The sequence below is a fragment of the Devosia sediminis genome, from assembly GCF_016411825.1.
Classification (GTDB): domain Bacteria; phylum Pseudomonadota; class Alphaproteobacteria; order Rhizobiales; family Devosiaceae; genus Devosia; species Devosia sediminis.
In genome coordinates this window covers 69,869-82,017 of record NZ_JAEKMH010000003.1, presented here as the reverse complement: position 1 = coordinate 82,017, position 12,149 = coordinate 69,869, and the positions used below count along the sequence as shown (strand labels likewise).

General features: G+C 65.3%; 10 protein-coding genes. 7 read left to right on the top strand and 3 right to left on the bottom strand.

The window, feature by feature from the left end; genetic code table 11:
- The gene (gene miaB, locus JEQ47_RS13465; protein WP_198876960.1) at positions 1-1,410 is read right to left on the bottom strand and encodes a tRNA (N6-isopentenyl adenosine(37)-C2)-methylthiotransferase MiaB; all 1,410 of its coding nucleotides are present in this window, start codon (positions 1,408-1,410) and stop codon (positions 1-3) included.
- Between the two features lie 95 nt (positions 1,411-1,505).
- Here miaB and JEQ47_RS13460 point away from each other — a divergent pair, with 95 nt between their 5' ends.
- From JEQ47_RS13460 to JEQ47_RS13440, 5 genes are all read left to right on the top strand, one after another.
- A complete protein-coding gene (locus JEQ47_RS13460; RefSeq protein ID WP_198876959.1) occupies positions 1,506-1,700 on the top strand; it encodes a hypothetical protein in 195 nt (64 codons plus the stop codon).
- Positions 1,701-1,744: 44 nt separating this feature from the next.
- Positions 1,745-3,451 (top strand): sensor histidine kinase, encoded by a 1,707-nt coding sequence (locus tag JEQ47_RS13455; protein ID WP_198876958.1) that lies wholly within the window; start codon positions 1,745-1,747, stop codon positions 3,449-3,451.
- A 188-nt stretch (positions 3,452-3,639) separates the two neighbouring features.
- Entirely contained in the window at positions 3,640-3,909 is a 270-nt protein-coding gene (gene rpsO / locus JEQ47_RS13450; protein ID WP_198876957.1) for a 30S ribosomal protein S15, read from the top strand.
- A gap of 322 nt (positions 3,910-4,231) precedes the next feature.
- On the top strand, positions 4,232-6,376 hold the full coding sequence (gene pnp / locus JEQ47_RS13445) for a polyribonucleotide nucleotidyltransferase (protein ID WP_198876956.1): 2,145 nt from the start codon (positions 4,232-4,234) through the stop codon (positions 6,374-6,376).
- Positions 6,377-6,539: 163 nt separating this feature from the next.
- Complete coding sequence (locus JEQ47_RS13440) at positions 6,540-7,094, top strand: alpha/beta hydrolase (protein ID WP_198876955.1); 555 nt, start codon at positions 6,540-6,542, stop codon at positions 7,092-7,094.
- Positions 7,095-7,097: 3 nt separating this feature from the next.
- Here the strand turns inward: JEQ47_RS13440 and JEQ47_RS13435 are convergent, their stop codons facing one another.
- Entirely contained in the window at positions 7,098-7,664 is a 567-nt protein-coding gene (locus JEQ47_RS13435; protein ID WP_198876954.1) for a hypothetical protein, read from the bottom strand.
- 236 nt (positions 7,665-7,900) lie between these two features.
- Between JEQ47_RS13435 and JEQ47_RS13430 the strand changes: the two genes are divergently transcribed.
- Both JEQ47_RS13430 and JEQ47_RS13425 read left to right on the top strand, forming a co-directional pair.
- Entirely contained in the window at positions 7,901-8,596 is a 696-nt protein-coding gene (locus tag JEQ47_RS13430; RefSeq protein WP_198876953.1) for a L,D-transpeptidase, read from the top strand.
- Between the two features lie 176 nt (positions 8,597-8,772).
- Complete coding sequence (locus JEQ47_RS13425) at positions 8,773-9,300, top strand: AAA family ATPase (protein WP_198876952.1); 528 nt, start codon at positions 8,773-8,775, stop codon at positions 9,298-9,300.
- A gap of 53 nt (positions 9,301-9,353) precedes the next feature.
- Here the strand turns inward: JEQ47_RS13425 and infB are convergent, their stop codons facing one another.
- Positions 9,354-12,146: a translation initiation factor IF-2 gene (gene infB, locus JEQ47_RS13420; RefSeq protein ID WP_198876951.1), complete on the bottom strand. Its 2,793-nt coding sequence runs from the start codon at positions 12,144-12,146 to the stop codon at positions 9,354-9,356.
- Positions 12,147-12,149 lie beyond the last annotated feature (3 nt).

Genomic DNA, 12,149 nt, shown 5'->3' with positions numbered 1-12,149 from the left:
TTAGGCCGCAGCGGCGACTTTCAGGCGCCCGACCAGGGAATTGGTGGACGTGCCGACGATCTCGACCTCGTGGATCGCGCCGATGAGGTCGGGCGAGCCATCCAGATGCACGGCCTGCAGATAGGGCGAGCGCCCGCCCACCTGGCCAGGCATGCGCCCCACGCGCTCGATCAGCACCGGCATGGTCTTGCCGACACAGGAGGCGTGGAAGTCCGTGGTCTGCTGATTGACCAGCTCCTGGAGCCGGTAGAGGCGCTCGGTCTTGATCTCTTCGGCCACCTGGTCACCAAGGTTGGCGCCGGGCGTGCCGGGACGGGTCGAATATTTGAAGGAATAGGCCGAGGCGTAACCGGTTTCCCGGATGATGGTCAGTGTGTCCTCGAAATCCTGGTCGGTTTCGCCCGGGAAGCCGACGATGAAATCGCCCGACAGCGCCATGTCCGGGCGCGCGGACTTGATGCGCTCGATGAGACGCAGATATTCGGCCGCGGTGTGCTTGCGGTTCATGGCCTTGAGGATGCGATCCGAGCCGGACTGCACCGGCAGGTGCAGGTAAGGCATGAGCAGGGGCAGGTCGCGATGCGCCGCGATCAGCGCATCGTCCATGTCGCGCGGGTGGCTGGTGGTGTAGCGCAGCCGTTCAAGCCCGGGGATGTCGGCAAGCAGATATGCGAGCTCGCCAAGGCCGACGGCGCGGCCGGCGGCGTCGACGCCATGATAGGCATTGACGTTCTGGCCGAGCAGCGTCAGCTCCTTGACCCCTGCCTCGACGAGATTCCGCGCTTCGGCCAGCACCTGGGCGACGGGACGCGAGACTTCGGCGCCGCGCGTATAGGGCACGACGCAGAAGGAACAGAACTTGTCGCAGCCTTCCTGCACGGTGAGGAAGGCGGTGAGACCACGCTTGATGGTCACTTCCTTCCTGGCCGCCGGCAGGTGCGCGAACTTGTCTTCCTCGGGAAAGTCGGTGTCGATCACGGCCTTTTTCAGTGCCGGATGCAGGTGCCGCTGGGCCTCTGCGCGCTGCAGCATATCGGGCAGGCGGTGATAGGCCTGAGGGCCGAAAACCATGTCGACGACGGGAGCGCGGCGGGCGATTTCCTCGCCCTCGGCCTGGGCGACGCAACCGGCGACGCCGATCATCATGTCGCCGCCCGTAGCCCGCTTTTCATCCTGCAGTTCGCGCAGTCGGCCGAGCTCGGAAAACACCTTCTCGCTCGCCTTTTCGCGGATATGGCAGGTGTTGAGCAGCACGAGGTCCGCCTCGCCGATTTCCTGTGTCGGCACATAGCCTTGCGGCGCCAGCGCATCGGCCATGCGGTCGCTGTCATAGACGTTCATCTGGCAACCATAGGTCTTGATGAACACGCGCTTCTGCGCGGGCTGAGGAAGGATGTCGGTCTCGGTCATGGAGGGCTGTTTACCAGAGCCTGACAGCCGATGCCATGCCCCTGCAACCGCGCGGCGCTTTGTGTGTTGTACCTGTTCAGAAAACGAGTGCGATAATGACCAAGCCAGACAGACCCACCGACGCGGCAGCAGCGCTGCGGGATGGTCGAAAGCCCGGCCCCAAGGACGCCCCCGTGCAGGTGCGCAATTCCGGACCCGAGGCCATGAAGGACCAGCCCAGTAATTGGGACGAGGTCGACGAGGCCTCCGACGAGAGTTTTCCGGCCAGCGATTCCAGCGCCAAGTATTGAGTTTTCATCCCCGGGGCAGCGGGGATATGGAGGGACTGGAGCCAATGGCGGACACAACCGCGCCAGATGCGGCAGGCTCGCGCGTGCGACGCGGTTGGCCTATTTCCGTCTACCTGATCGGCATGGTGCTGGCCATCCTGTTGCCGGCGCTCGGGGTAGCGCTCGTGCTCATCAACCGGACCAACGACGCCCAGCAGGATGTGCTGGCGGCGCTGACCAATGCGACCGTGCAGGCCATGGGCCAGTCGATCGACCGGGAAATCACCGGCATGGCGACAACGCTGCGCGTGCTGTCTTCGAGCGAAAGCATCGAAATTGGTGACCTCAACGGCCTCTATGACCGGGCCGTTACGGCGCTGGCAGGGACCGGCTCCTACCTTCTCGCCGTCGATGGCGACATGCAGCAATTGCTCAATACGCGCGCCGAATTCGGCATTCCGCTGGGCCGCACATCGGACCCCGAAACGGCGCAGCGGGCCATCGAGCGCGGGGTGGCGACGATTTCACCGATCTTCTATGGCCAGACGGCAAAGGCCTATGTGTTCAACGTCTGGCTGCCCATCGATGACCGTGCGCCGATCCGGCTGATCACGCTGACGCAGAACGCGCAGAACCTCGTGCCGGCCCTGCAGTCGCGGCAATTGCCGGACGGCTGGCACGCCGCCCTGGTCGACACCAACAATGCCGTCATCGCCGCTACCGCCGACGCCGCTCTTGATATCGGCGAGATCCTGCCGATCCGGCAATGGAACGAAAGCGGCGACAGCGACGACTGGGCCCAGGAGGACCTCGAAGGCCAGCGCGTGGTGACCGCCGAATGGCGCTCGGGCTATACCGGCTGGCGCATCATCGCCTGGGCTTCCTCGGCACAGGTGCAGAAGCCGCTGCAGGATTCGGTGCTGCAACTGGCGGTCTGGGGCCTCGCCATCGCGCTTCTGGCTTCCGCCGTGGCGGCCATCATCGGGCGGCGCATCGGCAGCTCGGTGCAGGGGCTCCGGCTCGACGCCATGCGGCTGGGCCGCGGCGAGGCGGTCTATCCGCGCACCTATCCGATCGCCGAAATCGCGGAAGTGTCCCAGGCCCTGGCCGAATCTTCGGAACAGCGGCTGACGGCGGATCGCGACATCCGCTTCCTGATGCGCGAGCTGGCGCACCGCTCCAAGAACCAGATGGCCGTGATTGCCGCCATGGCCAAGCAGACGGCCCGCGGCGCGACCGACATCCAGTCCTATGTGGCGGCGCTCGAGCGGCGCATCATGGGGCTGGCGCGCTCGACCGATCTGCTTCTCGCCCATGGCAGGGCCGGCGTGATGCTGGCCGAGCTCATCAACCAGCAGTTGGCGGCATTCCGCCCGCCCGAGGCGGACCGGGTGACCATTTCGGGCCCGGACCTGCGGATCAATCCGCAGGGCGCGCAGATCCTGGGCATGGCGCTGCACGAGCTGGCGACCAATGCCACCCGCTACGGCGCCTTTGCTGAAACTACGGGTCGGCTGGAGCTGACCTGGACGACCGACAAGGACATGCTCTCGATGCGCTGGCGCGAATATCTCGGGCGGCCTCTCGTGGTGGGCGAGCGCAGCGGCTTCGGCACCATCGTGCTGCGCACCATGGTGGGCGGGGCGCTGGGCGCGCAGGTCGACAGGAATGTGCATGAGTACGGGGTGGAGTGGCTCTTCGAGGTGCCGCTGTCGGCCCTTGATCCTGCCTTTGCCGCGGCCCGTCCGGACGACCCGGCGCCGGACGCCTGAGCCGCGAGGCCGGGCGGGGTCCCGGGCGGCGCCAGCCCAATAAATTCTGGATTTTGCCGTCCTGATGCCCTATAGCAGCGCCAGCCGGTTGCCGGGCCTTGCGCCTGGCACCTGCCTTTACACGGCCCCACCTGGACGACATCCCGGCTGGGGCGACAACCATCCTCCCTTTCGAAAGGATATGCCCGATGTCGATTACTGCAGAGCGCAAGACCGCCCTCATCAAGGAATACGCCACCACTGCCAACGACACCGGCTCGCCGGAAGTGCAGGTTGCGATCCTTTCCGAGCGCATTGCCAACCTCACCGAGCACTTCAAGGGCCACGTCAAGGACAACCATTCCCGCCGTGGTCTGCTGAAGCTGGTTTCGACCCGCCGCTCGCTGCTCGACTACCTCAAGAAGGTGGACGAGAACCGCTACAAGACGCTGATCGAGAAGCTCGGCCTGCGTCGCTAAGGCGAGAAAAAAGTTTCCGGCGCGGGAGAATGCTTCCGCGCCGGATGCCTTTTGGGCTGTCGCCCGGGGGCAGGCCAGGCCCGAGCTTGGCGCCATAGGCCGGCGCAGCCGGAGCATGGCAGGATTATCGGCCTCTTCCGCCGTGGAGAGGCTCATCGTCTTGTCCATGTTTCGTCCGCGCCAAACGAAAACCGTGCCTGATTTTGAGCCGGCGCGCACATGGGGTGCGCTGCCGAGTGCGGGCACACCGGAGGCGTTCGTGGGGCAGTCGCCTAAGCCCCGCGTTCCCGCGCCCCGGCAGAATGGAAAGACGAAGAACAAGATGTCGATCAAGTTTGATCACCACAAGGTCGAGCTCAACTGGGGCGGCCAGCCCCTGACGCTCGAAACCGGCAAGATTGCCCGCCAGGCCGATGGCGCCGTGCTCGCCACCCTCGGCGAGACCGTGCTGCTGGCCACCGTCGTCAGCGCCAAGTCGGCCAAGCCCGGCCAGGACTTCTTCCCGCTGACCGTCAACTACCAGGAAAAGTACTTCGCCGCCGGCAAGATCCCGGGCGGCTACTTCAAGCGCGAAGGCCGTCCGACCGAGAACGAAACCCTGGTTTCGCGCCTCATCGACCGCCCGATCCGCCCGCTCTTCCCCGATGGCTACAAGAACGAGACCCAGGTGGTCGTCACCGTTCTCCAGCATGACATGGAAAACAATCCGGACGTGCTGGCCATGGTCGCCGCCTCCGCTGCGCTCACCATTTCCGGCGTGCCCTTCATGGGCCCGATCGGCGCCGCCCGCGTCGCCTATATCGACGGCGAATATGTGCTGAACCCCTCGATCGATCGTCGCGCGGATTCCAAGCTCGACCTCGTGATGGCCGGCACCCAGGACGCCGTGCTGATGGTGGAATCGGAAGCCAAGGAGCTTTCCGAAGAGGTGATGCTCGGCGCCGTGATGTTCGGCCACAAGGCCTCGGCCCAGGTGATCGACGCCATCATCAAGCTGGCCGAGCTGGCCGCCAAGGAACCGCGCGACTTCCAGGCTCCGGATTTCTCGGCGCTGGAAAGCGAAGTGCTGGCCCTGGCCGAAGCTGACCTGCGCGCCGCCTATAAGCTCACCAACAAGGCCGAGCGCTATGCCGCGGTCGACGCCGCCAATGCCAAGGTCAAGGACGCTTTTGCCGCCAAGATCGAGGCCGGCGACGTGTCCAAGGAAGAACTGGGCGAGGTGGTGCACAACCTCCAAGCCAAGATCGTCCGCTGGAACATCCTCGACACCGGCAGCCGCATCGACGGCCGCGATCTCAAGACCGTCCGCCCGATCCTGGCGGAAGTCGGCGTCCTGCCGCGCACCCACGGCTCGGCCATCTTCACGCGTGGCGAAACCCAGGCGCTGGTCGTTGCGACCCTCGGCACCGCCGAAGACGAGCAGTTCATCGACTCGCTCGAAGGCACCAAGAAGGAAAACTTCCTTCTGCACTACAACTTCCCTCCCTATTCGGTGGGTGAAGCTGGCCGCATGGGTTCGCCCGGTCGCCGCGAGATCGGCCACGGCAAGCTCGCATGGCGCGCCATCAACCCGATCCGCCCGTCGATCGAGGAATTCCCCTACACGATCCGCGTCGTCTCCGAGATCACCGAGTCCAATGGCTCGAGCTCGATGGCGACCGTCTGCGGCACGTCGCTGGCGCTGATGGATGCGGGCGTGCCGATGAAGAAGCCGGTGGCCGGTATCGCCATGGGCCTCATCCTCGAAGGCGAAAAGTTCGCCGTTCTTTCGGATATCCTGGGTGACGAAGATCACCTGGGTGACATGGACTTCAAGGTGGCCGGTACGGAAGAGGGTGTCACCTCGCTCCAGATGGACATCAAGATCGCCGGCATCACCGAAGAGATCATGAAGATCGCCCTGGCGCAGGCCAAGGACGGCCGCATCCACATCCTGGGTGAAATGGCCAAGGCGCTGGGCGAGAGCCGCGGTGAAGTGGGCGAATTCGCCCCGCGCATCGAGACCCTCAAGATCCCGACCGACAAGATCCGCGAAGTGATCGGCACCGGCGGCAAGGTCATCCGCGAGATCGTGGAAAAGACCGGCGCCAAGGTGAATATCGAAGACGACGGCACCGTGAAGGTCTCGTCCTCTGATGGTTCGCAGATCGAAGCCGCCATCAAGTGGATCCGCTCGATCACCGACGAGCCGGAAGTCAACGCCATCTACCAGGGCACGGTCGTCAAGACCGCCGACTTCGGCGCCTTCGTCAACTTCTTCGGCGCCAAGGATGGCCTCGTGCACATCTCGCAGCTTGCCGACCAGCGCGTCGCCAAGACCACCGACGTGGTCAAGGAAGGCGACAAGGTCTGGGTCAAGCTCCTGGGCTTTGACGAGCGCGGCAAGGTCCGCCTGTCCATGAAGGTCGTCGACCAGGCGACCGGCAAGGAAATCGTCGCCGCCGCCAAGGACGACGCTGCCGAATAAGGCGCGTCTCCCGCAGAGTGTTGAGGGGCCCGGAGCGATCCGGGCCCTTTCTCTTTCGGGCGTCCTGTCGAAATGCCGGGGCCTCTCTCGTCTACCCAGAAGCATCGGCACCGGGAACCGGCTTGCCGGCTCGCGCACTTAGCAATCAAGACGGGAGACAGCCATGACCACAGTGCTTTTCATCCATAGTGCCGGGGCCCAGGATCCGGGCGAAGGCAGTTCGGCGCTCCTGGAGAATTTGCGGGCGGCCCTGCCCGACGGCATGAAGCTCGAAGCGCCGCTGATGCCGCAACCGGACAATCCCGAGGCCGAGCTCTGGATTGCCGCCTGCCAGTCGGCCATTACCGGCATCGAAGACGAATTCGTCATTGTCGGCCATTCGCTCGGGGGGTCGACCGTGCTCCAGACCCTGGCGCGCTTCGGCCTGCCGGTAAACCTCAAGGGCGTCGTGACACTGGCGAGCCCGTTCTGGGGCGCCCCGGGCTGGGAATATGCGGCCTATGCCCTGCCGCCTGAGGAGGCGACCAAGCTACTGCAGTTGCCGCGCCTCATCATGCTTCTGGGCGACGAGGACGACACCGTGACGGCCGACCACCTCGATCGCTACAAGGCCATCTTGCCCAATGCCGAAACCAAAAGCCTGCCCGGTATCGATCATGAAGCGGCAGAGGCGGCGCCCGACATTCTGGCGGCCATAGGCAGCATAGAGGGCGCCTGATCGCTATTCGAGCAGCGCCGAGAGCACGGTCAGCAGCACCATGAAGGCAGCGATGCCCAGTTGCAGGCGCGGGCGGTTGAGCACCATCCCCGCAACGAGGATCGCCACCATGACCAGATTGAGGATGATGTATTCGGGGGAGAGGAAACTCTCCTCCCAGCCATCCTTGATGACCGCATTGCCGATGCCCAGGAGGTAGCTCACGATCAGCGCGCCGTAGAACCAAACGCGGCGGGCCATGAAATACTCGTAGTGGGTATCGAATTCGGTCACTTCGTCGGGCAGCAGGATGGCCGTGATGAAGAGGAAGCTGCCGCAATAGGCGATCTGGAAGGCGTAGAGCGGAAAGCTCCATTGCACGCGCGAAAAGGTCAGCGCTTCCTGCCACCAGAAGATGATGATCGAGCCGAAGAGAAAGACGATCCAGAGCGCATGCAGCCAGTTGATGCGATACTCGTGCGGATGCTGGATGAATTTCGCCGTGCCGCTGAGCAGCTTACCGACCGAGAGGCCCAATATGGTGCCGGAGATGAGCCGCACATAGAGTTGGATATCCGCAGCGAATTCCATGACCGGCCCCAGACGATAGTGGCGCATCTGGCGGGCAATTCGGATCGGCTGACAAGGGCTTACCAGCGATGCGTGGCTTTGGTCCAGGCGATCTGTTGCCAAGAAGGCACAGAACGCCTTTCATCACATTGCGGCGAGGAACCGCCGCATTTGGGCCACGTTAAGGTCCCAATGCGCTACTGATCGGGTGACGCAGCGCCGTCCGCCTGTTCTCCCTAAGTCCTGAGGTTGTTGAGTTGATTTCGCGCCGCCTGTTTCTCCTTGGCCTTTCCGCCTCCGCGCTCGCGGCCTGTTCCACAACCAGCCAGCCCGTCGTCCAGGAACCCGTCATCGATCCCTATTACCTGCGCATGTACGGGCCGGTGGTTGGCGAGCCCTATATGGTCGCGGGCATGGACCTGCAGCGCGTCGACCCGAAATGGTGGCGCCAGGAAGTTCCCTATTTCACCAGCGAGCGTCCCGGCACCCTGGTGGTCGACACCCCGGCGCACTACCTCTATCTCGTGCTCGAGAACAACCGCGCGCTGCGCTACGGCATTGGCGTGGGCAAGGACGAAGCCTTGGTGTTCCGCGGCGACGCCACCATTGGCCGCAAGGCCGAGTGGCCGCGCTGGACCCCGACCCGCGACATGATCAAGCGCGAGCCGGACCGCTACGGCCCCTATGCCAACGGCATGGGACCGGGACCGGAAAACCCGCTTGGCCCGCGTGCGCTCTATCTCTACAAGAATGGCGCCGACACCCTGTTCCGCATCCACGGCACGACCGAACCCTATACGATCGGCACCAACGTCTCGTCGGGCTGTATCCGCCTGATGAACCAGGACATCATCGACCTTTATGCGCGCGTGCCCGTCGGCGCCCGCGTGACCGTCATCAACGGAGCGCCGGGCAGCGTGGTCGCCACGCCCGGATTTACCCCGGTCGTCTGACGACCCGGGGGCCGGCAAGGTCCCCGCTCCAGTTTCAAGAATTGCCGGCGGCGTTCGGATCCCACCGTAGTCACCCGCCACCGGCATCCCAGGCCCGCTCTCCCCCGGAGGCGGGCCTTTTCCTTGCCGCAATGGCCGATAGGATGCGGGAGGACGCATGGAAGGATAGGCGGGCCGTGTTCATCCTGCTCAATGGCTCGTTCGGCATCGGCAAGACCACGACGGCCCGGCTGCTCGCACGGGATTTGACCGGCACCGCCATTTCCGATCCGGAGCATCTGGGCTATGTGCTCCGCCGCCTGCCGCCCCTCCTCCTCGGTCTCCGGGAACAGCCCGGCGACTATCAGGACATGGCGCTGTGGCGGCGGCTGATCGTTTATCAGGCCCGCCTGGTGCACCTGCGGGCGAAACTGGTCATCGTGCCCATGGCCTTCACCAATCTCACTTATCTCGATGCTTTTGCCGGTGCGCTGGAGAGGACGGCGTCGGTGAAACGCATCTGTCTGGTCGCGCCGCTGGAGGTGATCCATGCCCGGCTGGAACAGCGGGCCATGGCCGAGGGCCGGGCTGGCCTGACCCCGTTCGAGATCCGGCGCTCGGCCGAATGCGTCGCGGCCCATGCCGATCCGGCTTTTGGCGACAAGGTCGATGCGCAGGGGTCACCCGAGAATGTGGTTGCGCTGGTGAAAGCCGTGATCGAATAGAAAAAGGGCGCGGATTGCTCCGCGCCCCTTTTTGTTTCGGTTGTCGACGACGGTCAGAGCGTGCGCTTGACGGTCTCGACGCGGAAGCATTCGATGACGTCGCCGGCACGGATGTCTTCGTAGTTCTCGAAGGCCATGCCGCATTCCTGGCCGACCTGAACTTCCTTGACTTCGTCCTTGAAGCGCTTGAGCGTCTTGAGCTTGCCTTCGTGGATGACCACGTCGTCGCGCAGCAGGCGCACGCCGGCACCGCGTTCCACGATGCCCTCGGTGACCTGACAGCCGGCGACCTTGCCGACCTTGGAAATGTTGAACACTTCCAGGATCTTGGCGTAGCCGATGAAGGTCTCGCGGCGTTCCGGCGCCAAAAGGCCCGACATCGCGTTCTTCACGTCATCCACGAGGTCGTAGATGATGTTGTAGTAGCGGATCTCGATGGCATCGCGGGTGGCCAGGTCCTGCGCCTGCTTGTTGGCGCGGACGTTGAAGCCGATGATGATGGCGTTGCTGGCCGAGGCCAGGGTCACGTCCGACTCGGTGATGCCGCCCACGCCCGAGAACAGGATCTGGGCCGACACTTCGTCGGTCGAGAGCTTGTTGAGCGAGGCCACGATGGCTTCCACCGAACCCTGCACGTCACCCTTGATGACCAGCGGGAACTTGGAAATGCCCGAGGCCTTGAGCTGGTTCATCATCTGCTCGAGGCTGGTGGCACCGCCGCCGGCCGTCTTTTCACGGATGGCACGCTGACGGTATTCGGTCACTTCGCGAGCACGCGCTTCGGTTTCGACCACCGAGAAGCGGTCGCCCGCGCTCGGCACGCCCGAGAAGCCCAGCACTTCCACCGGCACGGACGGGCCGGCTTCCTTGACCTGCTCTCCCTTGTCGTTGAGCAGCGCGCGGACGCGGGCCATTTCGGTGCCGGCCACGAGGATGTCGCCGACGCGCAGCGTACCGCGCTGGACGAGAACCGTCGCCACGGCGCCACGACCCTTGTCGAGCTTGGCTTCGATGACCAGACCTTCGGCGCGGCCGTCACGGGCCACCTTGAGTTCGAGCACTTCGGCCTGCAGCAGGATGGTCTCGAGCAGCTTGTCGAGACCGGCCTGGGTCTTGGCCGAGACTTCCACGTCCAGCACTTCGCCGCCCATGGATTCCACGAACACTTCGTGCTGGAGCAGCTCGGTGCGCACGCGGGTGGGGTTGGCTTCCGGCTTGTCCATCTTGTTGATGGCCACGATGATCGGAACGCCCGCCGCCTTGGCGTGCTTGATGGATTCGATGGTCTGCGGCATGACGCCATCGTCGGCCGCCACCACCAGCACCGCAATATCGGTAGCCTGGGCACCGCGGGCACGCATGGCGGTGAACGCCTCGTGGCCCGGGGTGTCGAGGAAGGTGATCTTGTGACCATTCTTCTCGACCTGGTAGGCGCCGATATGCTGGGTGATGCCGCCGGCTTCACCGGACACCACATTGGCTTCGCGGATGGCGTCGAGCAGCGAGGTCTTGCCGTGGTCGACGTGACCCATGATGGTCACAACCGGCGCACGATCGGTCAGATCCTCGGCCTTGTCGTCCGAGGCGATGTCGAACAGGCCCTCTTCCACGTCGGCGTCGGAAACGCGCTTGACGGTGTGACCCAGTTCGGTGGCGATCAGCTCGGCGGTGTCGGCGTCGATCACGTCGGTGATCTTGGCCATTTCGCCCTGCTGCATCAGCATCTTGATGACGGTGACCGAGCGTTCGGCCATGCGGTTGGCGAGTTCGCCCACCGTGATGACTTCCGGAATGGTCACTTCACGGCTGAGTTTTGGCGCATCCTGCTGGTTGCGGCCCATCTTCTTGTCGCGGCGACGCTTCATGGCCGCCAGCGACGGACCGCGATCGCGATCGCTCTCGGTGGTGGCGCTGGAAACCGTCAGGCGACCGCGCGAGGCGCTGTCGTCGCCACCGCGGCGCGAGGGGCGCTCGGGCTGGGCACGGCTGGCGCGGCGCGCATTTTCCAGTTCCGCCTCGGTGGTCGGGCGATGCTGCGGCGCGCCGGTGCGGATCTTGCGGCCGTCGGCCTCGCTCGGCGGCGCCGGGGGCACATTGCCGATCGGCGCCATGCCGGCGCCGGGACGACGCTCACCGGCCGGACGGCCGGCTGTGCCCGCAGGACGGGCACCGGCAGGACGCGCGCCTGTCGGGCGTTCGCCATCGGGACGGCCGGTGGGGCGTTCACCGGGACGGTCGCTGCGCTGCGGACGCGCCGGCTGGCCGGGACGGCCCGACACGGTGCGCACGCTGGACGGACCGGGATTGCGCTGGCTGGCGGGCACGAAGGGCTCGCGCGCAGCCGGGCGTTCGGCCTCGGGCTCGGGACGCGTGGTGGCGGCGGCGGCCTCTTCGGCGCGGCGCGCCTCTTCGGCACGGGCGCGTTCCTCTTCCTGCCGGGCAGCTTCCTCACGCACCTGGCGACGACGGTTGTCGTCCTCGATGCGGCGCGCTTCCTCGGCGGCAAAGCGTTCCTTGTCCTCGGCCTGGCGGGCACCGGCCAAAGCCAGCGCCTGGCGGCGTGCCTCGGCCTCTGCCGCGCTCAGCCCCAGGGGCGCGCGGTTCTGCTGCTGCATCGGGCGGCCCTGGCCAGGACGGCCACCGGGCGCGCCAGGCCGGCCGGCACCAGCCGGCGCGGTGCCAGCGGGCTTGGGCACGATGCGCGTGCGTTTTTCCACGACCACGGTCGAGCGCGAAGGCCCACGCGACATCCCGCCGGGGCGATTGCCCAGCCCGGCGCCACCCTTGAGGGTCAGAGTCTTCTTGGCGCCAGTGTCGTCGGAACGCTTGTCGTCGTTATCAGCCATACT

Coding starts and splice junctions, on each gene's coding strand:
- miaB (WP_198876960.1), bottom strand. CDS start 1,410: ATGACCGAGACCGACATCCTTCCTCAGCCCGCGCAGAAGCGCGTGTTC.
- JEQ47_RS13460 (WP_198876959.1), top strand. CDS start 1,506: ATGACCAAGCCAGACAGACCCACCGACGCGGCAGCAGCGCTGCGGGAT.
- JEQ47_RS13455 (WP_198876958.1), top strand. CDS start 1,745: ATGGCGGACACAACCGCGCCAGATGCGGCAGGCTCGCGCGTGCGACGC.
- rpsO (WP_198876957.1), top strand. CDS start 3,640: ATGTCGATTACTGCAGAGCGCAAGACCGCCCTCATCAAGGAATACGCC.
- pnp (WP_198876956.1), top strand. CDS start 4,232: ATGTCGATCAAGTTTGATCACCACAAGGTCGAGCTCAACTGGGGCGGC.
- JEQ47_RS13440 (WP_198876955.1), top strand. CDS start 6,540: ATGACCACAGTGCTTTTCATCCATAGTGCCGGGGCCCAGGATCCGGGC.
- JEQ47_RS13435 (WP_198876954.1), bottom strand. CDS start 7,664: ATGGAATTCGCTGCGGATATCCAACTCTATGTGCGGCTCATCTCCGGC.
- infB (WP_198876951.1), bottom strand. CDS start 12,146: ATGGCTGATAACGACGACAAGCGTTCCGACGACACTGGCGCCAAGAAG.